The sequence below is a fragment of the Cardiobacterium sp. Marseille-Q4385 genome, from assembly GCF_916618745.1.
Taxonomy (GTDB): domain Bacteria; phylum Pseudomonadota; class Gammaproteobacteria; order Cardiobacteriales; family Cardiobacteriaceae; genus Cardiobacterium.
On the sequence record NZ_OU745373.1, the window covers coordinates 391270 to 412043 of the forward strand.

The 20774-nt window shown below is 60.3% G+C and carries 15 protein-coding genes and 1 pseudogene; 4 read left to right on the forward strand and 12 right to left on the reverse strand.

The window, feature by feature from the left end:
- Window positions 1–109: 109 nt before the first annotated feature.
- The 9 genes and pseudogenes from LG374_RS01905 to LG374_RS01945 all read right to left on the reverse strand — a co-directional run bounded on the left by LG374_RS01905 (window position 110) and on the right by LG374_RS01945 (window position 10442).
- Window positions 110–3832 (reverse strand): phosphoribosylformylglycinamidine synthase, encoded by a 3723-nt coding sequence (locus tag LG374_RS01905; RefSeq protein WP_225756120.1) that lies wholly within the window; start codon window positions 3830–3832, stop codon window positions 110–112.
- Window positions 3833–3896: 64 nt separating this feature from the next.
- The gene (locus LG374_RS01910) at window positions 3897–4397 is read right to left on the reverse strand and encodes a hypothetical protein (protein ID WP_225756121.1); all 501 of its coding nucleotides are present in this window, start codon (window positions 4395–4397) and stop codon (window positions 3897–3899) included.
- Between the two features lie 19 nt (window positions 4398–4416).
- The gene (gene pflA, locus LG374_RS01915) at window positions 4417–5160 is read right to left on the reverse strand and encodes a pyruvate formate lyase 1-activating protein (protein ID WP_225756122.1); all 744 of its coding nucleotides are present in this window, start codon (window positions 5158–5160) and stop codon (window positions 4417–4419) included.
- Window positions 5161–5695: 535 nt separating this feature from the next.
- Window positions 5696–6127: pseudogene (locus tag LG374_RS01920) on the reverse strand (pseudoazurin); the annotation flags it as partial.
- Window positions 6124–6930: an ABC transporter ATP-binding protein gene (locus LG374_RS01925; protein ID WP_225756124.1), complete on the reverse strand. Its 807-nt coding sequence runs from the start codon at window positions 6928–6930 to the stop codon at window positions 6124–6126. The pseudogene LG374_RS01920 and the gene LG374_RS01925, both read right to left, overlap by 4 nt.
- Window positions 6927–7985 carry a FecCD family ABC transporter permease gene (locus tag LG374_RS01930; RefSeq protein ID WP_370639321.1) on the reverse strand — a complete coding sequence of 353 codons (1059 nt, stop codon included), beginning with the start codon at window positions 7983–7985 and terminating at the stop codon, window positions 6927–6929. The genes LG374_RS01925 and LG374_RS01930 overlap by 4 nt, the downstream gene beginning before the upstream one ends.
- A 72-nt stretch (window positions 7986–8057) precedes the next feature.
- Window positions 8058–9155, reverse strand: coding sequence for an ABC transporter substrate-binding protein (locus LG374_RS01935; protein ID WP_079540975.1), 1098 nt, complete (start codon window positions 9153–9155; stop codon window positions 8058–8060).
- 79 nt (window positions 9156–9234) lie between these two features.
- Window positions 9235–9819: an SMI1/KNR4 family protein gene (locus LG374_RS01940; RefSeq protein ID WP_225756126.1), complete on the reverse strand. Its 585-nt coding sequence runs from the start codon at window positions 9817–9819 to the stop codon at window positions 9235–9237.
- A gap of 14 nt (window positions 9820–9833) precedes the next feature.
- Window positions 9834–10442: a hypothetical protein gene (locus LG374_RS01945; protein ID WP_225756127.1), complete on the reverse strand. Its 609-nt coding sequence runs from the start codon at window positions 10440–10442 to the stop codon at window positions 9834–9836.
- 306 nt (window positions 10443–10748) lie between these two features.
- Here LG374_RS01945 and LG374_RS01950 point away from each other — a divergent pair, with 306 nt between their 5' ends.
- Window positions 10749–12149, forward strand: coding sequence for an MBOAT family protein (locus LG374_RS01950; RefSeq protein WP_225756128.1), 1401 nt, complete (start codon window positions 10749–10751; stop codon window positions 12147–12149).
- Window positions 12150–12496: 347 nt separating this feature from the next.
- Window positions 12497–13660: an SGNH family hydrolase gene (locus LG374_RS01955; protein WP_225756129.1), complete on the forward strand. Its 1164-nt coding sequence runs from the start codon at window positions 12497–12499 to the stop codon at window positions 13658–13660.
- 49 nt (window positions 13661–13709) lie between these two features.
- Here LG374_RS01955 and LG374_RS01960 read toward each other — a convergent pair whose 3' ends face one another.
- The 3 genes from LG374_RS01960 to LG374_RS01970 form a co-directional block, all read right to left on the reverse strand.
- Window positions 13710–14060 carry a DUF4267 domain-containing protein gene (locus LG374_RS01960; RefSeq protein ID WP_225756130.1) on the reverse strand — a complete coding sequence of 117 codons (351 nt, stop codon included), beginning with the start codon at window positions 14058–14060 and terminating at the stop codon, window positions 13710–13712.
- Window positions 14057–14500: a MarR family winged helix-turn-helix transcriptional regulator gene (locus LG374_RS01965; protein WP_225756131.1), complete on the reverse strand. Its 444-nt coding sequence runs from the start codon at window positions 14498–14500 to the stop codon at window positions 14057–14059. The genes LG374_RS01960 and LG374_RS01965 overlap by 4 nt, the downstream gene beginning before the upstream one ends.
- A 136-nt stretch (window positions 14501–14636) precedes the next feature.
- A complete protein-coding gene (locus LG374_RS01970; RefSeq protein WP_225756132.1) occupies window positions 14637–15254 on the reverse strand; it encodes a hypothetical protein in 618 nt (205 codons plus the stop codon).
- A gap of 249 nt (window positions 15255–15503) precedes the next feature.
- Between LG374_RS01970 and putP the strand changes: the two genes are divergently transcribed.
- Both putP and putA read left to right on the forward strand, forming a co-directional pair.
- Window positions 15504–17045, forward strand: a complete 1542-nt coding sequence (gene putP, locus LG374_RS01975; protein WP_225756133.1) for a sodium/proline symporter PutP — start codon at window positions 15504–15506, stop codon at window positions 17043–17045.
- Window positions 17046–17100: 55 nt separating this feature from the next.
- Window positions 17101–20709, forward strand: a complete 3609-nt coding sequence (gene putA, locus LG374_RS01980; RefSeq protein ID WP_225756134.1) for a bifunctional proline dehydrogenase/L-glutamate gamma-semialdehyde dehydrogenase PutA — start codon at window positions 17101–17103, stop codon at window positions 20707–20709.
- The last annotated feature ends 65 nt before the right edge of the window (window positions 20710–20774 follow it).

Sequence of the window (20774 nt, forward strand, 5' to 3'; positions counted from 1 at the left end):
ACGCCGCTTGGCGCGATTCCAAACCGTAAGGTGACTTTAGCCCACCGAAACGCCCCCGCCCAAACCCGCAATAAAGCAATCCCCCGCAAGCGGGGGATTTTTTGTGGGTTTATTTGAAGGCCTTGATGCCTGCCGCGATGATGGGTTGGGCGCGGAAGTCGGGGTAGTTCTGCTGGCCGAATGGCTGGTGGCGTTCGCTGTGCCCCATTTTGCCGAGGATGCGGCCGCAGGTGCTCGTGATGCCTTCGATGGCGTGCAGGGAGCCGTTCGGGTTGTGCTGCGGTTTCATGCTCGGCATGAGGTCGCTGGGCGAGGCGTACTGGAAGGCGATTTGTCCGTTTTTGATGAGGGTTTTCAGCACGGCGTCGGAGGCGGCGAAGCGGCCTTCGCCGTGCGAGAAGTTGACGTCGTGCGCTTCGCCGATTTGGCAGTCCGCCAGCCACGGGCTGTGGTTGTTGGCGACGACGGTGGTCGCGACGCGGGCGATGTGGCGGCCTATGCGGTTGTGGGTAAGGGTGGCGTCGCCCGGCTGCGGTGCGGCAATGACGCCGTTCGGCAGCAGGCCGCTTTTGATAAGCGCCTGGAAGCCGTTGCAGATGCCGAGGATGAGGCCGTCGCGTTCGAGCAGCGCCATCACGGCGTCGGCGATGCGTGGGTTGGCGAGCAGGTTCGCCATGTATTTGCCGGAGCCGTCCGGTTCGTCGCCAGCGCTGAAGCCGCCTGCGAGTACGAGGATTTGGCTCGCGGCGAGGTTATCGGCAAGGGCATCCAGGCTGGCGGCAAGCGCGTCGCGGTTGCGGTTGCAGATGACGGTTTCGATGACTTCGCCCCCGGCACGGCGGAAGGCGCGCGCGGTGTCGAGTTCGCTGTTGGTGCCGGGGAAGACGGGCAGGCAGACGCGCGGGGTGGCGAGGCTGCTATGGTTGCGTGGCTGGCGCTGCGCGTCTTTGGCGGTGGCAAGCGGCGGGCGGGTGCTGTCGTTGTCGGCGGGGTTCGGCGGGTACACGTCGGCAAGGACGCCGCTCGCGATGGTGTATAGGTCTTGGATGGCGGCGGTTTGACCGTTGATGGTGAGGTTGCCGTCGTCGGTGGTGTAGCCGAGGTGGTGCAGGTGTTCGCTGATGCCGAGGCCGCCGTCGCTGGTGATGAGGTAGCCGCCGTATTCGGGCTGGATGGGGTCGTCGAGGCGGTCGATGTGTACGCCGATGTGGTTGCCAAGCGCGCTTTCGTAGAGCGCCTGGATGATGCCGCCGTGGCGCACGGCGCGGATGCTTTTGATGTTGCCTTCGCGGATGGCTTCAAGGATGAAGCGGTTGTTGGCGGCAAAGGCGGCGAGGTCGGGGCGACCCAGCGCGTCTTGCGGGCAGCGCAGCCAGTAGATTTGCTGGTTTTTTTGTTTGTATTCGGGGCTGATGACGTGGCGCACGTCCACGGTGCCGACGGCGAAGGCGATGAGGGTCGGCGGGACGTGCAGGTTGTGGTAGCTGCCGCTCATGCTGTCTTTGCCACCGATGGCAGCGCGACCCAGGGCGGTGAGGGCGTGGTGCGCGCCGAGCAGGGCGGCGTAGGGTTGGCCCCAGTTGGCGGGGTCGTCGCCGAGGCGGCGGTAGTATTCTTGCAGGGAGTAGTGGGCGCGGTCGGCATCACCGCCGCAGGCGACGAGGCGGGCAGTGGCATCAACGATAGCAAGCAGGCCGCCGTGGTAGGGCGACCAGGCGCTGACGGCAGGGTTGTAGCCGTGCGCGAGGATGGAGGCGGTGTGGGTTTTGCCGTCGGTCGGCAGTTGGTACACGCTGGCCTCAACCGGGGTGCGCTGGTGTTTACCGCCGTAGGGGAGGAGGACGCAGGAGGCACCGACGCTGTGGTCGAAGCGGTCGCCGAGGCCTTTTTGGTCGGCATGGGCGAGGCTGGCGAGTTGGGTTTTGAGCGCGTCCACCCAGTTGTCGGTTTTCGCGACGTTAAGCGGGTTAGCAGCGGGATCGGGTTCGGCGGGGGCGACGCCGTACTGGTGGTTTTCCGCGCCGTTGCTGTCAAGCAGGCTGCGTTTCAGGCTGACGATGGTATCGCCCTGCCAGCGCATGGTGAGGGTGTCGTCGGCGGTGACGGTGGCGACGTGGGTGGCGTCCAGGTTTTCGGCGGCGGCGTGTGCCTGCATCACGGCGAGGTCTTCGGCGGCGATGACGATAGCCATGCGTTCCTGGGATTCGCTGATGGCGAGTTCGGTGCCGCTGAGGCCCTGGTATTTGACGGGGACGGCGTCGAGGTTGATGTCGAGGCCGTCCGCCAGTTCGCCGATGGCAACGGCGACGCCGCCCGCGCCGAAGTCGTTGCAGCGTTTGATGCGGCGGGCGAAGTCGGGGTTGCGGTAGAGGCGTTGCAGTTTGCGTTCTTCCGGCGGGTTGCCTTTTTGTACTTCAGCGGCGGATTCGTGCAGGGAGTCGGTGTGCTGGGCGCGGGATGAGCCGGTGGCGCCGCCGCAGCCGTCGCGCCCGGTCGCGCCACCGATGAGCAGGACGAGGTCGCCCGCCTGCGGGGTGTCGCGGCGCACGTTTTCGGCGGGGACGGCTGCGACGACGGCCCCGACTTCCATGTGTTTGGCTTTGAAGCCTTCGTGGTAGTACTCGACGATTTGTCCGGTGGCGAGGCCGATCTGGTTGCCGTAAGACGAGGCGCCCGCCGCCGCGCCTTCGGCGATGACGGCCTGCGGCAGTTTGCCGGGCAGGGTGGCGGCGTAGGGTTCGCGCGGGTCGGCGCTGCCGCTGATGCGCATGGCCTGATAGACGTAGGCGCGGCCGGAGAGCGGGTCGCGGATGGCGCCGCCGATGCAGGTCGCCGCGCCGCCGTAGGGTTCGATTTCGGTGGGGTGGTTGTGGGTTTCGTTTTTGAATTGCAGCAGCCACGGGCGGGGTTTGCCGTCTTCGTCCACGTCCACGTAAACGGAGCAGGCGTTGATTTCCGCCGAGACTTCCACGTCTTGCAGACCGCCGGTGGCGCGGCGGTGTTTGGCGTCAATGGTGGCGAGTTCCATCAGGGTGTCGGGGCGAGCAGCCGCCGCCTCGCCATAGACGGCTTCACGCTGGGCGCGGTAGTCGGCGTAGTCGGCAGCCAGTGCCTGGCCGAAGGCGCTGTCAGGGAAGCGGATGTCGTGCAACTGGGTGGCGAAGGTGGTGTGGCGGCAGTGATCCGACCAGTAGGTGTCGAGGACGCGGATTTCCGTTTCGCTGGGGTCGCGCCCTTCCGCCTGGTAGTAACGCTGGATGTGGGCGAGGTCGGCGGGCGTCATGGCGAGGCCGTGCGCGGCGTGCCAGGCGGCGAGGCCGTCGCCATCCAGCGCGCGGAAGCCGTCGTAGCGCGGTACGGGGGATGCGGTGTGATACGGCGGCAGGCTGGTGTCGGCGAGGTTCTTTTCGCGGCTGTCGATGGGGTTGATGAGGTGGGCGCGCAGTTTTTCCCGCGCAGCGTCGTCCAGGTTGCCTTCAAACAGCCAGGCGGTGGCGCTGGTAACGACGGTCGGCGCGAAGGCATCGTCCAGCAGGCGCAGGCATTGTCCGGCGGAATCGGCGCGCTGGTCGTACTGCCCGGGTAGCGGTTCGATAACGAGGGTGTAGTCCGCTTCCGGCAGGGCGTCGCGGGTGCGGTCGGTCACCGGGTCGGTGAAAACGCGGCTGACGGCGAGGTCAAGCAGTTCTGCCGGGCAGTCGTAGAGGTCATACACCGCAAGCCGACGCACCCGCTGCAAGCCGGCGAGGTCGAGGCGGGTTTTCAGGCGTTCGGTGAGGGCGTGGTCGTCGGCATATTCGGGGCGTTTTTCGATGTAGAGGCGCTGGTGCATGGCGGTGTCCTGTGAAGGGGAAGTGGCGGGGATTGTACTGCGGCGGGGGGAATCTGCGGCTTTCTTAACGCAGCGGCGCGTTGTCGGCAGACGTGGTAAAGGTTTGCAGGCTGTAGTAGCACTGGGCGGCGGTGCAGGAGGCCATGATGACGCTGGCGCGATATTTGCCGCTCACTGTCGGGGTGTAGTGCAGCACAGGGGCTTTGCTGCCGCCGCTGGTGTCAGCGGCAAGCGGTTGGCTGAGGTTATCGCTGCGGGTCAACGCCAGGTCGAGGTCGTGGCAATCTTCGGTGCAGTTGGCGAAGAAGGTGTAGGGTTTGCCGGCGTCCAGTTCGATTTCGATATCCGCCTGTTCGCCGGGAAAGAGTTGGCTGATCACGGGTTTATGCGAGAGTTTGCCCGGCTTCATCCGCTCGCGGTTGGCTTTCATCAGGTGGTGCAGCTGGGCGAGGTTGACGTCGTCGGGGATATGCTCGATGACGGCGTCTTCTTCGTTCATGGGCGGCTGGAAGAGTTGGCAGGCGGCGAGTTGCAGGCTGAGGAGGATGAGGAGGGTTTTGTGCATGGACGTTCCCTGCATAGGTTCAGTAAATGACTTCTTTGCCGTAGCTTTTGACGATGTCGGCGATGTGGGCAACGGTTTCTTTCGGCGGCGGGTGCACGCCTTCGAGCTGGTAGGTATCGCCGCACAGCGCCCATTTGTGTGCGCCGAGTTCGTGGTACGGCAGCAGCTCGACTTTTTCGATGTTGTCCATCGGCGCGATGTATTCGCCGAAAAGGTGTGCAGAGCGGTCATCGTCGGTGTAGCCGGGGACGATGACGTAGCGGACGCGGGTAAGCTGCCCGCGCTCTTGCAGGTGTTTGGCGAACATCAGGGTACGGGTGTTCGGCACGCCGACGAGTTTTTTGTGGATTTCGTTATCGAGCTGTTTGAGGTCGAGCATGACAAGGTCGGTGTGATCCAGCAGTTCTTTCAGGGTATCGTCGTAGTGGCGGGCGTAGCCGTTGGTGTCGAGGCAGGTGTGGATGCCGTAAGCCTTGCAGGCGACGAACCAGTCGCGGATGAATTCGGGTTGCAGCAGGGATTCGCCGCCGCTGGCGGTCACGCCGCCGCCGGTGGCTTTCAGGTAGAAGCGGTACTGGATGACCTGCTGCATCAGTTCGTCCACGGTGACTTTGCGCGATTTGTCGGTTTCCATGTCCCAGGTGTCGCGGTTGTGGCAGTAGAGGCAGCGCATCAGGCAACCCTGGGTGAAGACAACGAAGCGCAGCCCGGGGCCGTCCACGGTGCCGCAGGTTTCGATGGAGTGGATGATGCCGTAGCGCATGGGGAAATCCTCGGGTGGGGAATGGCGTAATTTTAGCGGATTACGCGCCGGACGGCTGTCCTCTCGCCACCGCGACGGGTGATGCGGGGCGAGCCAAGCGGGAAAACACTGGGCCCGACTAGCGGCGTGGTTGCTGAATTTCGTAGAGACGTTGCCTGCAACGTCTCAAAATCAAAAACGCGCAGTTTTCCGCTTGGCGGTTGCGCTTACCCGAAATGCAAAAAGCAGGCCACATCTGCTTGATGGGCTAAAGCCCGTCCTGCGCCCGTCAAGCGGCGTAAATACTGGGTTCGTGAGACGTTGCAGGCAACGTCTCTACGTTTTTCTTTCTTTGTCGCGCCATTGTGCTGGAAAGCCACCAAGCGGCGTCATTGCTGGGTCCGGCAAGTGGGCATGAGAAAGGCGGGCAAGCCCGCCTTTTTTATTTTGCTGTCGCTTTGTTGTCGCCGGAGGCAGGTTGGGATTCTGTTGTTGTCGCTGCGGCGGGTTTGTTTTCCGTTGCCGTCGCTTCAGCGGGTTTGTCGGCGCTGTCGCCTTTGAGTTGTTCGATGTATTTGCTGAGGCGGCCTTTGTTGCTCATCGCGCGTTTTTCCAGTTTGGGCAGGCGGCTGTTGACGGCGTCCATGTTGGTCGCCTCGCCGACCTGGATGACGCCGACCATATTCATCATGCTGTGTGGCGGGCAGACATAGATGTACACGCCTTCTTTGTCGAGTTTGACGCTGTATTTTTCGTCCAGCTCGCTTTTGAAGGCTTCCGCGCCGTCAGGGACGAGTTTGCTTTCGACGTTGTGGCCGCGTGTGGTCGGTAGGAAGGTGACGGTGTCACCCGGCGCGATTTTCAGCACGGCGGGTTCGAAGACCATCGGCTCTTTGTCGGCGCCGATGTCGAGCATTTTTACTTCGTGTTCGGCAGCGTGGGCGGAGGCGGCGGCAAGCAGGACGAGAGTCAGGAGGGGATTTTTCATGGTGTTGTCTCCGTGGGTGGGTGAGGTTTTGGGTCGCGGATGGCGCGGCGCGGCATGACGACAGCCGGGGCACCGTCGGGGTCGTTGTACACGGCGGCTTCGACGCGGTAGATGCGTTCGATGGTTTCTTTTTGCAAGACGTCGCGCGGCGTGCCTTGTGCCTGGATTTTGGCGTCCGCCAGCAGGATGATTTCGTCGGCGAATTGGGCGGCGAGGTTGAGGTCGTGCAGGATCATCAGGGTGATGAGGTCGCGTTCGCGGGTGTGGTGGCGCACGGCTTCGAGCAGGACGCACTGGTGGTGCATGTCGAGCGCGCTCACCGGTTCGTCAAGCAGGAGGATTTCCGGATCGCGCAGCAGGACTTGCGCGAACATGACCATTTGCCTCTGCCCGCCGGAGAGGGCAAGGACGTCGCGTCCGGCAAGGTGAGCGATGCCGAGGGTTTCCATCATGGCGGCGGCGCGGGCGAGTTGTTCGTCCGAGACGCGCATGGTGAGATTGCTCATTTGGCCGAGCAGGACGATTTCTAGCGCGGTGAGCGAGGCATCGACGACGGTGTCCTGCGGCATGTAGCCGATGGGTTTGCGCCAGGCCATGTGGTGGCTGTGGCTGAGGGTTTTGTCGCGATAGCGGATCTGTCCGCTGTAGGGCAGTTCGGCAAAGAGGGTTTTGATGAGCGAGGATTTGCCTGCCCCGTTCGGCCCGAGGATGGCGTAGGTTTTGCCATGGTGCAATTCGAGCGAGATGTTGTCGGCGACGCAGAGTTGGCCGCGATGGATGGTGAGGTGGTCTATCTGCATCATGTGTTGGCCTTGCGCGAGAGGATGATCCAGAAGAAGAACGGCACACCGATGAAGGAGGTGATGATGCCGATGGGAAATTCCGCGCCGGGGTTGATGAGTTTGGAGAGGACGGAGGCGGCGGAGAGGAAGGCAGAGCCGGCGAGCATGGCGGTCGGCAGGAAGTAGCGCTGGTCTTCGCCGACGAGCATCCGCGCGACGTGCGGGGCGACGAGGCCGATGAAGCCGATGGTGCCGACGAAGCTGATGACGGTCGCGGTCATGACAGCGACGATGACCAGCACGCGCATTCTGAGCGCGGCGAGGTTCACGCCCATGCTGGCGGCGCGCGCTTCGCCGAGGCGCAGGGCGGTGAGTTGCCAGACGTTGGCAAAGAGCAGCAGGATGCAGATGAGGGTGACGGCGGCGGTGATGGCGAGGGTCTGCCATTTGGCTTTGCTGAGGGCGCCGAAGAGCCAGAAGAGGATTTTTTGTGATTCTTCCGGGGTGGCGATGTATTGCATGAGCGAGGAGGCGGACTGGAAGATGAAGAGCAGGGCGATGCCGACCAGTACCAGGGTGGATGAGGAGAAGCGGCGCATGGAGGCGAAGATGAACATGATGCCGGCGGCGAGCATGGTCATGAGGAAGGCAGAGAGTGGCTGGGCGACGTACACGGAGAGGCCAAAGGTGCCGAAAACGACGACAAGCGAGGCGCCGAAGCCGGCGGCAGCGGCCATGCCGAGGGTGTAGGGGCTGGCCATGGGGTTATTCAGCAGGGTCTGGATTTCCGCACCGCCCGCGCCAAGCGCCGCCCCGGCGACGAGCGCCATCAGGGCGATGGGCAGGCGCAGGTGGTTGACGATGATGTGGGTGATGTTGTCCACACCGCCGATGCCGAGCCATTGCTGGAAGCTGTACCAGTGCAGGGCGAGGCTACCCGCGCCCGCTTCCGGCGCGGTGTCGCGGAATTGCAGCAGGGCGTAGAGCACGTCTTTGGCGCTGATTTTGCCGCCAGCCGCGCCATTGGTGAGATCAAGAATGAAGGTGATGAGGCAGAACACGATGAAGAGCAGCATGATGGTCCACCGCCGCTTTTCGCGGCGGCGGTGGGCGGCAATCGTGTCTTGTACGATTTGCTGCGGCACGGATTACTCCGCTTTCAGGAAGAAGGTGCCTTCCGGGGTGACCGGCAGATACTTCTTGTGGAAGTCGAGGTAGGTGGCAAGCGGGTCAACGTCCTTGAATGCGTCGGGGTAGAGCGCCTTGGCGATGTACTGGATGGAGGCGGCATCGGCCAGTGTGCGCGAGGCGCCCTGATAGATGCCGTAGAGACGGCCATCTTTGATAGCCGGCAGTTCTGCCCAGCCTTGGCGCGTCTTGTAGCCATTCAGGCGTTTCAGCGCTTCGTCTTTGGCGATGTTGATACCCATCACCAGCGCCTGTTCGTTTTTCTTCAGCTCGGTTTCGCGTCCGCTGATGACGACGACTTCAGGTTTATCGACGATAACCTGTTCGGGGTTCATCGGGCCGGCGTATTCAACATGGCCAACGGCGATGTTGCTGCCCATCGCCTGCTCGGCGAGCGGTCCCCACATGGTGTTGCCGAAGCTGTTGCCGTATTCCGCCGGGCCTTTGTTGCCGAATTCGAGATAGATTTTCGGCTTGGGCTGACCGGATTTTTCCACACGGCTGTGCACGTCTTTCACCACGCCTTCGTACCAGGCGGCGATTTCTTTGGCACGCGCTTCCTGGCCGGTAATTTCGCCAAGGACGCGGGTGCTTTCCAGATGCAGCGGCAGCTGTTCTTTGTTGTAGTCAAGGACGACGACGGGGATGCCCGCTTTTTCCAGCGGTTCGAGGTCGTCTTCAATCGCCTGCCATTGCCAGTCGGCAAGGACGACCAGATCCGGCTTCAGCGCCAGCACTTTTTCCACCGAGAAGGTGCCGACTTCAACTTCGCCCACATCGGCGAGTTCGTTCAGTTTCGGCAGCGCCTTGCTGTACACCTCCCAGCTGGCGGGCGTCCAGTCCGTCCACACGGCTTTCGAGAAGCCAACGACGTTATCCAGTGCTTTTTCACCGCCAACGGCGAGGTAATCGGTGTAGTAGAAACCCAGCATGATGCGCTTTGCAGGCACATCCACTTTCACTTCGCGGCCAAGCACATCTTTGATGGTCTTCACCTCGGCGTGGGCGGCGGTCATGGTCGCCGCGACGACGGCAGCGGCAAGCAGTTTTTTCAGCATATAAGCTCCTGTTGTGGGGAAAGTGCGCCCGTGGGTAAAACCCGCCGCGCCCGGACGCAAGGCGCGATGGCTCGGAAAATCAGGCGGGGTGGTAAGCGGCAATGTCCCAATAGGCGACATCGTAAAAACGCTGCATAAACGTGACAGGATCGGTGCAGAGCAAATCAAGAAAGCCGGCGACGCTGTCGGCAATCCGCATCGAGCATTCTTCATGGTTGTAATAAAACACCTTGCCGCGATGCGCACCGGCGGTTGCCAGATAAAAACGTTCCGGTGCCTGCCCGAAGCCGGCAAAGACGACTGCGCTATCCCACCAGGTCGGGACGCCGTACACCGCATCACCGTCCTCGCAGTTTTCGTCATCCGTCAGCAGCCATTCATAGAGCGCTGCCTTTTCTTCTGCCATGTGCGCGAGCGGCAGGAAGAAAAAGCATTCGTCGCTATCAGCACGGTTGGCGAAAAGCTGCAAACCGTCACTTTCCCGATAGAGCGCGGGCAAGACCGTATCGCTGCCCTGCAAGGCGTCTTCCAGCGCGGCAACAGCGATTGCGGACGCAGGCGGGAAAGTGATGTGGCTAAGTGGGATGATGTCGCCGCCTGCTTCTGCACGGTTGACAAAATGCGGATTGGACGCGGCCAGCAGGGTGTTTAGGGGTTCAAGCATATTTAGAGACAGAGTTAATTATTGCCAAAAATCACTCTATTGTTGCCTGCCAATAGACGTTTTTTTGCGTCGTTTATATTGAACGGCCCAGATGACAATGGAATTAAAATAAATACGTAATAAAGTAGATAAAGTATAAAGAAGATATACATATTACTTATTTTAGAATATTCTAAATAATAAAGAAGATAAGCTAGAACTGGAATTGAAGCAATCCCTAAAGGAATTATTATTTTTTCCATAAACGGAACCTTTCTCTCTTCATAATGCTTATTGCTTTCATTCCATACAATGGCTGCTAAGTCTCTATTAAAGCCACCTTTAGCTATAATAACATCAAATATTCCATGAAGATCTATATTACTATCGATTAAAAAATCAAGTTCATATACCGTAATATCTCTAAGATAAGGTATTTTCATCTGCTCTATTTGCCTTAAAATAATACTTGAACCATTTGCGATCATTTTGGGACGAACAACTTCAATATAGTTTCCGATGAGTTTAAGCTCTTCTACATCAGGTTCTAATATCCCATTCAGATATTTTTTTAGACCTTTCCGGGAAAATAATGGTCTAACTAACTTTATAATTGCATTCAGAAAATTATCTATAGCATCCATATTTAATTCCATCACTGTTGCAAATACAGGAAAAACGTCCCCTGCGGCACGACAGGCCAATATTCCGGATAGGAATCCTGCCGGGTTTTATCCGGTTCAATCTGCGTCATAGCGAAAAAAACCAAATTCATCAACGACTTCAACATGCGTACTCCCACTAAAAACGCGGCGCATCATGCCGATCGAGAAGACTAATGTCAATAAATCTCATTTGGATGCGGGCCTCCATACAGGACGCAAAATGGCGTAAATCTTGCTGATGTTTTACAGATTGTTAATATTCGACCTTTCCGCGATAATAAGCCCATGAATTACCTCGCCCCCGAATTCATTGCCGCCTTCCTGCTTTTCCTTGCGCTGTACTGGAGCCAGCGCGAGCGCGTCGTCGTGCAAAACCGTCTGCTGCTCGCTGCCAGCTACCTGCTGGTCGCGACATACAGCTTCCTTTTTGTCCTCGAACTCGTCGCCTACTCCGCTTTCATCTACCTCGCCGCGCGTCACATCCAGCGCAGCCGCAACAAAAAACACCTCGCTGCCGCCATCGCCATTGCCGTTGCCCACCTCGCGCTGATGAAATACCTCGACTTCTTCCGCAGCGCCAGCCAGACCCTGCTGCACGTCGTCGGCATCCGCTGGAACCTGCCCGCCGCTGAAATCGCCCTGCCCATCGGCATCTCCTACTACACCTTCCAGTCCATCACCTACCTCGTCGCCGCCTGGCGCGTACAAATCGTTGTCGAAAAACCCGAACGCCTTGCCCTCTACCTCGCCTTCTTTCCCACCCTGCTGGCCGGCCCCATCTGCCGCGCTGGCGACATGCTGCCGCAATACGCCGCCACCGCGCCGCGCGCCGTCGGCGAGACCGGCCGCATCTTCATTCTCCTGATCAGCGCCCTCGTCAAACTGCTGTGGTTGAACGCCTGGCTGGAAGAAAACTGGACGACGCCCATCCTCGGCAACCCTGAGCAATACCAGCCCATCGAAGTCCTCGCCGGCCTCTACGCCTACACCCTCTACATCTACCTCAACTTTTCCGGCTACACCGAACTCGTCACCGCCTTTGCCCTGCTCCTCGGTATCCGCATCGCCGACAACTTCAACATGCCCTACGCCGCCACCAACCTGCGCGATTTCTGGCAGCGCTGGCACATCAGCCTCTCCACCTGGATACGCGACTACCTCTACATCCCGCTCGGCGGCAACCGCCACGGCTACCTGCGCACCCAAGCAAACCTCACCATCGCCATGCTGCTTTCGGGCCTGTGGCACGGCGCGAGCGGCAACTACCTCCTCTGGGGCGCGATGCACGCCGTCGGCATCATCGTGCTCAACAGCTGTGACCGCCTCATGGGCAAAAACGCCGTCGCCACCCTGAGCCCGGCGCTGGCGCGCTACGGCACCATCCACTACATCGTCCTCACCTGGGCCGTCTTCTACAAAAACGACGCCGACAACACCCGCGCCATCTTCCGCGCCCTCGGCGGCAACCTTACCCTGGACGCACCCGCGCGTGCGCTCACCTTCGTCCTCGCCTTCAACCTCATCCTCTACTTCTACCCGAAAAGCGCGGGCTGGCAGACACTCGCCGCCAACCTGTGGCGCCGCCTGCCGTGGTACAGTCAAGCGCTCACCTTCACCCTCATCCTCGTGACCATCGCCGCCTACGCCCCCGGCGGCATCCCGAATATCCTCTACGCCGATTACTGAGAAACGACCATGCCGATCCGCACCCTGAAAATCCTCGCCACCCTCTGCACCACCTTCATCCTTGCCTTGTGGCTGATGCAGCACGGCATCGAACAATACTGGCAACAAACCTACTACCGCGCCTCGCCGCTCGCCGGATTACAGCGCTTTGCCGTGTGGCGCAGCGGCGACCGCCTCAAAAACGCCCTCTACACCCTGCTGGGCGCGGGCAACAGCGCGCCACACGAACCCGTCACCATCCCGAAAACCATCGCTGCCCCCAAACCACAGCCTGCACCTGCCGTAGCGGCAGAGTCCGCAGCCCCAAAACCTGCCCCCGCCGCCCCATTACCCCGCCCGAACCCGACTTGCCCGCGCCGGAAGACAACCACCGCGCCCTGTGGGCGGCCGTTACCCCTGCCGAACTGCCCGCCATCACCACCGACACCTATACCCGCCAATACGACCCGCTCGCCCTGGCCCGCCTGCGCCCGTTGGCTGAAGAAAGCGTCGCAGAAGACGACGACACGCAAACCCTCATGGCAGACAGCGCCGAAACACCGGCAAAAGAAGAAGATGACGGCGACTGGCGCCACCGCCTCGCCACCGAACTCGCCCATACCCACCCCATCTATGCCCGCACCTACCTCGCCAACAACGACAGCTGGCACACCAACATCATCAACAGCACCCCAACACACGCCTTTGCCGCCACCACTACGCCCCCGGCACCCGCGCCCGGCCTGCTCGACCTCGTCATCCCTGGCGCCACCGCCGCGCCGACCCCGCCGCTGGCCTGGCAAGACGAAGATGACGACAGCAACGATGCCACCGATCCGCCCGCCGCAGACGACGACAACAAAACGACCGCCCCAACCGCCGCTCCTTCTGGCCCCATCCGGCTTGGTGCTGACGACCGCGTCCTGCTCATCGGCGACTCCATGATGAAATCACTCGCGCCGCACATCCAGCGCGAACTGCTCAGCCGCCACCACATCAAAAGCATGAACCACGGCAAACCCAGCAGCGGCCTGCGCTACCCCGATTACTACAACTGGCCGGAAAACCTCGCCACCCTGCTTGATGAAAACCCGGACGTGCGCCTCATCGTTGTCATGCTCGGCGCGAACGACCCGCAGAACACGCCGAACCCCGCCGCACCCGCAGAAAATCTGCACTTCGGCACCCCCGAATGGGAAACCTACTACCGTGGCGAAATCCGCAAAATCCTCACGATTGCCGCCGCGCACAACGTCAAAACCCTATGGATCGGCCCACCGCTGATGAAAAGTCCGAAATACAGCAACAAAATCAGCTACCTGGATGGCCTTATCGCCGATGAAGTCGAAAAAGCCAGCCAGCACTACCAAAACACCAACCGCCTCTTCGCCCAAGCGGACGGCAGCTACACCACCTACCTGCCGGACGAACGCGGCAAACCGGTAGCGGTGCGTAAAAGCGACGGCATTCACTTCACCACCCAGGGCGAAAAAATCCTCACGCAGCACGTTCTCGCCCGCATCAATCCCTGAACGCATACCGTCCGCAAGATAGCAGTTCCCCCGCTTGGCAGCCGTCCTTTCACACCATCACAAAATGAGCGGCAGCCAAGTGAACAGCCGCGCAAAAGCCGGGGAAAATCACCATGCCCCATTCGCGGCGACGCCAGCCGATCAGCGCGTCGCCGAGCTGAGTCAGGGCAAAGGCAATCAGCAACAGACGCACCGCGCCGTTATGGAAGAAAAACGGCGCCAGCGCTGCCGTCAAGCCGAAGGGGATGGCGCGGGCGGCATACATTTGTGCATAGAAACGGGCATCAGTACTGACGCTTTGCGCGCGCGGCATCAGCTCAGGGCGCATCAAGGCAAGCAGGGCGGCGGTTACGGCCAGCAGGGCGCAGAGGGTGTTGGCAATGAGCAGGACAGGATTCATGGCTGCTCCGGAGACTGGATTTGGCGGGACAGCGTTTCCAAGACGGTAAGCGCAGCGGCCAGTGCTTCGGGCGGGTAATCCTGCGCCCAAACGCTTGCCTGCGCGCGCCAGCGGGCGCTGATGTCATCCAGTAGCGCCTGACCGCTAGCGGTGAGGGTGTAGCAGGGCGAACGCTTGTGGGCGGCGTTGTCCTGGGCATTGACCAGTTGCTCCGCCAGCAACAGATTGAGCTGCTTTTGCACACCCTGGCGGCTGATACCCATGCGTTCAGCGATTTGTGGCGCGGTAGGCGGTGTTTCGTCACTGGCGATAGCGCCCAGCACTTGCCAGCGCGCGGTGGTGAGTTGACTGGCAGCGGCAAAACGATCGCCCCAAGCGGCAATTTGGCCGTTCAGGCGAAAAATGCCCAGCACCAGCTGGCTTACGGCTTGATGGTTCATAAGGTCTCCGGTAAGAAAATAGACAACCAGTTTTCATTATATGAAAACTGGTTGTCAAAAATACACCGCTATGTTCTCTGCGTGAGTGCCGGGCAGTTTGTAGAGAAACCCTGTGTTTATCCCGCTTGGCGGCGTTTTATTTTGCCGGATTCTGGCAGCCCGACTGTGGCTCTGCGGCGCAGGGCTGGCAGTTATCGCGTTCGTAGTAGCTGGCGGCAAGTTCGAGCAATGCCGCTTTGCCGGCGGTGCGATCAGCGTTTTTGCCCAGTTGCAGCACGAAGTAGTTGAGGGTCTGTTTGCCGGGGAAGTAGACAACCATTTCTTCGATGCCCGGGGTCGGGTAGCCGGTGTAATGCCACAGTTCACCGGGTGCGCCGTCTTTGCCCGTCACATCGGCTTCTTTGACGGCGCTGGGCTGCTTGGCTGCCTCTTTATAGAGGGCAATGGTGTCATCCACTTGTCGGCGGATGGCGCCCTGCGGATCGCTTGCATCACCGTCTCCGGGACGGGTGTAAATGCGTGCATTGCTCAAGCCAGGCTGCTCTACGGGCAGGAAGGTCATCGGTACCCCTTCGGCAGCCAGCGCGGTGTTATCCATTGTCCAGCCTTGCGGCGCGGTGAAGGCATAGCAATGGTTCGTGCCGTGAACGTAGCCTTCAAACGGATTATTGATGCCGCTATTGGTGAGTTCGTCGGCAGCGTGTGCGCCTGCGGCAAGGGCAAGCAAGGCGGCGGTGAGGAGGGTTTTGTGCATGGTTAGCTCCTGGTTGGGTTTACACGGATCAGCGTTTTTATGGCGTCAGCATCCAGTCGTTAAATTTTTCTTTCTTGTTTCGTGATTATAAACAATTTTTCGTATCTCTTTGTTTTATTTACGATTGACTCGCGTGTTTTTTCCTGTATAAATTGTGAAATGCACGTTATCTTCTGCGCAGGTTAACGTTGCTATTCGACACCCGCGCTATGGGTGATCAAAATACATCATTGATTGAGGGGCAGTTTTATGGGTAATTTCAATGCGATGCACGTGACTTTCGGCCTGTATCTGATTGTCGTGCTGTTGATTGGTATCGCGGCGTATTTTTCGACGCGTGATTTTGGCGACTATATTCTCGGCGGACGCAGTCTCGGCCCGTTCGTCACGGCGATGTCAGCGGGTGCTTCGGATATGTCCGGCTGGTTGTTGATGGGGCTGCCGGGCGCAGTATTTCTTTCCGGGATTAGTGAATCGTGGATTGCCATCGGTTTGATTATCGGCGCTTATTTGAACTGGCTATGGGTGGCGGGGCGTTTGCGCGTGCATACGGAATTCAATAACAATGCCCTGACTTTGCCGGATTATTTTTTCCACCGTTTCGGTTCTTTGGGCACGGTGATTAAAGTGGTCTCTGCCGCCATTATCCTGTTCTTTTTCACGATTTATTGCGCAGCCGGGATTGTTGCCGGGGCGCGTCTCTTTGAAAGTCTTTTCCATGTTTCTTATACGCAGGCGATGTGGCTGGGCGCGGGGGCAACAATTGTTTATACCTTCCTCGGCGGCTTCCTCGCGGTGAGCTGGACGGATACGGTGCAGGCGACGCTGATGATTTTCGCCCTGATTCTGACGCCCATCATGGTGCTGATTGTCGTCGGTGGCCCGGACGATGTGTCGCTGGCAATCGCGAATGTGGCACAGGAAACGGGCAAGTCTTATAGCGGTCTTTTTGTCGGCACGACTTTCCTTGGCATTGTTTCAACGGCGGCTTGGGGACTGGGTTATTTTGGTCAGCCACATATCCTTGCCCGCTTTATGGCCGCCGAGAATGTGCAGTCATTAAAAAGTGCGCGCCGCATTGGCATGACCTGGATGATTTTGTGTCTGGCCGGCGCGGTTGCCGTGGGCTATTTCGGCATTGCTTATGCGGGCATGTTTGGCGATAAGCTGAATGCTGAGTTGCAGGGTAATAATGAGCGGATTTTTATTGCCCTTTCGACGTTATTGTTTAATCCGTGGATTGCCGGGATTATTTTGTCCGCCATTCTTGCCGCCGTAATGTCCACATTGTCTTGCCAATTATTGGTGTGTTCGAGTGCGATTACCGAGGATTTTTATAAAGGCTTTTTGCGCCCGACGGCAGCACAGGGGGAATTGGTCTGGGTAGGCCGCTTGATGGTTTTGGCGGTCGCTGCCATTGCCATCATTATTGCCGCCGACCCGAATAGCCGCGTGCTGGGATTGGTGGCCTATGCCTGGGCAGGCTTTGGTGCCGCTTTCGGGCCGGTGGTGATTCTCTCGCTCTTCTGGAAGCGGATGACCGCCGCAGGCGCGCTGGCCGGAATGGTCGTCGGTGCAGTAGTCGTCGTTGCCTGGGCAGAAGCGGTCAATCCGTGGCTTGCCGCGCATGACTACGCCACGATGTATGAAATCGTCCCCGGTTTTATCGCTTGCGCACTCGCCATTGTGCTGGTGTCACTGCTTTCGCCTGCGCCTGCCCGCGCGGTTATTGACCGCTTTGAGCAGGCTGACCGCGAATACCACAATAAAAAACACGGTATATCCGCATAATTCCCCATACAATGTGTTTTAATGCACTTTCATTCACAATAAAGGAGTTTTCATCATGTTCGCATTTTCCCATCCTCAATCCGCCCTGCGCGATGCCATCACGACCGCTTATCGCCGCGACGAGGCCGAAGCCGTCGCCGATATGCTGGCGCGGGCGCAGTTAAGCGAGGATGAACGCCGCGAAGCGGAAGCGCTCGCCCGTCGTCTGGTCAAGCAGGTGCGCGACAGCCGCCGCAAGGCCAGTGGCGTGGACGCGCTGATGCACGAATTTTCCCTGTCCAGCGAAGAAGGCGTGGCACTCATGTGCCTTGCCGAAGCCCTGCTGCGCATTCCCGATGCGGATACGCGCAACAAGCTGATTCGGGACAAGATTGCCGGCGGCGACTGGAAAAGCCACTTGGGGCACAGCCCGTCCATGTTTGTGAACGCCTCCGCTTGGGGATTGCTCATCACCGGCAAGCTCACCGCCGCCAGTGACGAAAAATCCCTGGGCAGCGCGCTCACCCGCCTCATTGGCAAGGGTGGCGCGCCGCTTATCCGCCAGGGCGTGAACTACGCCATGCGGATGCTGGGCAAACAGTTTGTAACCGGACAAACCATTGAAGAAGCGCTGAAAAACGGCAAAGCGCGCGAAAAAATGGGCTACCGCTATTCCTTCGATATGCTCGGTGAAGCGGCGATGACCCAGGCCGATGCCGATCGCTACTTCAAGGATTATGTGGATGCCATCCACGCCATCGGCAAAGACGCAGCCGGCGCAGGCGTGTACGAAGGCAACGGCATCTCGGTGAAACTCTCTGCCATCCACCCGCGCTACTGGCGCGCGCAGCACGAACGCGTGATGACCGAACTCCTGCCGCGTCTGAAAGAACTCTTCCTGCTCGGCAAACAATACGACATCGGCATCAATATTGACGCCGAAGAAACGAACCGCCTCGAACTCTCGCTTGACCTCATGGAAGCGCTGGTATCCGACCCGGATTTGGCAGGCTACAAAGGCATCGGCTTCGTCGTGCAGGCTTACCAAAAACGCTGCCCGTTCGTCATTGACTACCTCATCGACCTTGCCCGCCGCAACAAACAAAAACTGATGATCCGCCTCGTCAAGGGCGCGTACTGGGACAGCGAAATCAAATGGGCGCAAGTGGATGGCATGGACGGCTACCCCGTCTATACCCGCAAAGTCCACACCGACGTATCCTACCTCGCCTGCGCGCGCAAACTGCTCGCCGCGCAAGACGCCATCTTCCCGCAATTTGCCACCCACAACGCCTACACCCTGGGCGCCATCTACCAGATGGGCAAAGACAAAGACTTCGAGCACCAATGCCTGCACGGCATGGGCGAGACCCTCTACGACCAGGTCGTCGGCCCACAAAACCTGGGCCGCCGCGTGCGCGTCTATGCCCCGGTCGGCACCCACGAAACCCTGCTCGCCTACCTCGTCCGCCGCCTGCTTGAAAACGGCGCGAACTCCTCCTTCGTCAACCAGATTGTGGACGAAAACATCAGCATCGACGACCTCGTCAAAAGCCCGCTTGATGCCGCCGCCGCGACCCAGGGCAAAATGCATGCCGCCCTGCCGCTGCCCAAAAACCTCTACGGCGACAAACGCCCTAACTCGCGCGGCTTTGACTTCAGCAACGAATTTACCCTGCAACAACTTGAACGCGACATGAACGCCGCTGCCGCGCGGCCCATCCAGGCGGCAAGCATCACTGCCGTGCCCGTAGAAAGCGCCGCGCCGCACGACATCCAAAACCCCGCCGACCACAGCGACACCCTCGGCAACGCTGCCTTCCTGCGCCCGGACGCCGTCGCCGACATCATCAGCACCGCCAAAGACGCCGAAAGCCGCTGGGCTGCCGTCGCCCCCGCTGCGCGCGCCGCCATCCTGCGCCGCATCGCCGACCTCTACGAAGCCCATGCCGCCGAACTCATGACGCTTGCCGTCAGAGAAGCCGGCAAAACCCTCGGCAACGCCGTCGCCGAAGTGCGCGAAGCCGTGGACTTCTGCCGCTACTACGCGAACGAATGCGAAACCACCTGTGCCACGCGCCAAGCCGTCGGCACCATCATCGCCATCAGCCCCTGGAACTTCCCGCTTGCCATCTTCACCGGCGAAGTCGTGGCCGCCCTTGCCGTGGGTAATACCGTCATCGCCAAACCCGCCGAACAGACCAGCCTTATCGCCTACCGCGCCGTGCAACTCATGCACCAGGCCGGTATCCCGCGCGAAGCCCTGCAACTCGCCCTCGGCGCAGGCGACATCGGCGCGGCGCTGACCGCCGATCCGCGTATCAACGGCGTCGTCTTCACCGGCTCGACCGAAGTCGCCAAAGCCATCAACCGCACCCTCGCCGCGCGCGACGACAACCCCGTGCTCATCGCCGAAACCGGCGGCCAGAACGCCATGATCATCGACAGCACCGCGCTCGCCGAACAAGTCTGTGCTGACGTCCTCACCTCGGCCTTCGACAGCGCCGGACAACGCTGCTCGGCACTGCGCATCCTCTGCGTCCAGGAAGACGTCGCCGACCGCACCATCACCATGACCAAAGGCGCGATGGACGAACTGCGCGTGGATAACCCCGCCAAACTCGCCACCGACATCGGCCCGGTCATCGACAAAGAAGCCCAGCAAAACCTGCTGGCGCACATCGAAAACATGAAAAAAGAAGCCAAAGCCTGGCACCAAACCAAACTATCCGCCGACATCGACCCCGAAAACAGCACCTTCGTGCCGCCGACCCTGCTCGAACTCGAAAAACTCGACCAGCTCACGCGCGAAAACTTCGGCCCCGTGCTGCACGTCCTGCGCTACAAAAGCGGCCAGCTTGACAGCCTCATCGAACAAATCAACAGCAAAGGCTACGCGCTGACCGGCGGCATCCACAGCCGCATTGACGGCGCTATCGAGCACATCAGCCAACGCCTCGAAGCAGGCAACCTCTACGTCAACCGCAACATCGTGGGCGCTGTCGTCGGTGTCCAACCCTTCGGCGGCCACAGCAAATCCGGTACCGGCCCCAAAGCCGGCGGACAAAACTACCTGCAACGCCTCACGCGCGGCGGCCACTGGCAGGCCCCCGCTACCACCACCGCAGGCAGCGCCGACGAAGCCGCCCTCAGCCAAATCCTTGACGCCGTCAAACAAAGCGACCTCACCGCTGACGCCAAAACCCGCCTGCAAAAAATCGCCGATGACGCCCGCAAGACCACCCTGCGCCACGCCATCGAACGCCTCGGTGGCCCGACCGGGGAAACCAACGAAAACCGCTGGCATATGCCCACGACCATCGCCCTCTACGGCGGCGACCTCGAACAAAGCCTTGCCGTGCTAATCCCCATCGCCGCTGCCGGAGGCCGCGCCGCCGTCAACAGTGGGCACCCGCTGGCCGCGTGGAAAAACCGGCTTGGCGGCATCATCCACATCAGCCACGGCAACATCTGCGGCAAAGCAACACACGTTATCGCCCTCAGCCCGCTGCCTGCCGAAGAAAGAACCGCGCTGGCCGCGCGCGACGGCGTCATCATCAAAATCCAGCCTGCCGACGCCGATGGCAACGTGGACATCCTGCCGCTCTACCACGAGAACAGCCGCAGCACCAACACCACAGCCGCCGGCGGCAACGCCAGCCTGATGGCGATGGCCGAAGTCTGAGGCCATCTCACCCAACAAAAACCCTTCCCAAGCGGAAGGGTTTTTTCATGAATGCCCGCCAAGCG

Bases quoted from the DNA above. Each gene is read 5' to 3' on its own strand.
- LG374_RS01905 (WP_225756120.1), bottom strand. From the start codon at position 3,832: ATGCACCAGCGCCTCTACATCGAAAAACGCCCCGAATATGCCGACGAC.
- LG374_RS01910 (WP_225756121.1), bottom strand. From the start codon at position 4,397: ATGCACAAAACCCTCCTCATCCTCCTCAGCCTGCAACTCGCCGCCTGC.
- pflA (WP_225756122.1), bottom strand. From the start codon at position 5,160: ATGCGCTACGGCATCATCCACTCCATCGAAACCTGCGGCACCGTGGAC.
- LG374_RS01925 (WP_225756124.1), bottom strand. From the start codon at position 6,930: ATGATGCAGATAGACCACCTCACCATCCATCGCGGCCAACTCTGCGTC.
- LG374_RS01930 (WP_370639321.1), bottom strand. From the start codon at position 7,985: ATGCTGCTCTTCATCGTGTTCTGCCTCATCACCTTCATTCTTGATCTC.
- LG374_RS01935 (WP_079540975.1), bottom strand. From the start codon at position 9,155: ATGCTGAAAAAACTGCTTGCCGCTGCCGTCGTCGCGGCGACCATGACC.
- LG374_RS01940 (WP_225756126.1), bottom strand. From the start codon at position 9,819: ATGCTTGAACCCCTAAACACCCTGCTGGCCGCGTCCAATCCGCATTTT.
- LG374_RS01945 (WP_225756127.1), bottom strand. From the start codon at position 10,442: ATGGATGCTATAGATAATTTTCTGAATGCAATTATAAAGTTAGTTAGA.
- LG374_RS01950 (WP_225756128.1), top strand. From the start codon at position 10,749: ATGAATTACCTCGCCCCCGAATTCATTGCCGCCTTCCTGCTTTTCCTT.
- LG374_RS01960 (WP_225756130.1), bottom strand. From the start codon at position 14,060: ATGAATCCTGTCCTGCTCATTGCCAACACCCTCTGCGCCCTGCTGGCC.
- LG374_RS01965 (WP_225756131.1), bottom strand. From the start codon at position 14,500: ATGAACCATCAAGCCGTAAGCCAGCTGGTGCTGGGCATTTTTCGCCTG.
- LG374_RS01970 (WP_225756132.1), bottom strand. From the start codon at position 15,254: ATGCACAAAACCCTCCTCACCGCCGCCTTGCTTGCCCTTGCCGCAGGC.
- putP (WP_225756133.1), top strand. From the start codon at position 15,504: ATGGGTAATTTCAATGCGATGCACGTGACTTTCGGCCTGTATCTGATT.
- putA (WP_225756134.1), top strand. From the start codon at position 17,101: ATGTTCGCATTTTCCCATCCTCAATCCGCCCTGCGCGATGCCATCACG.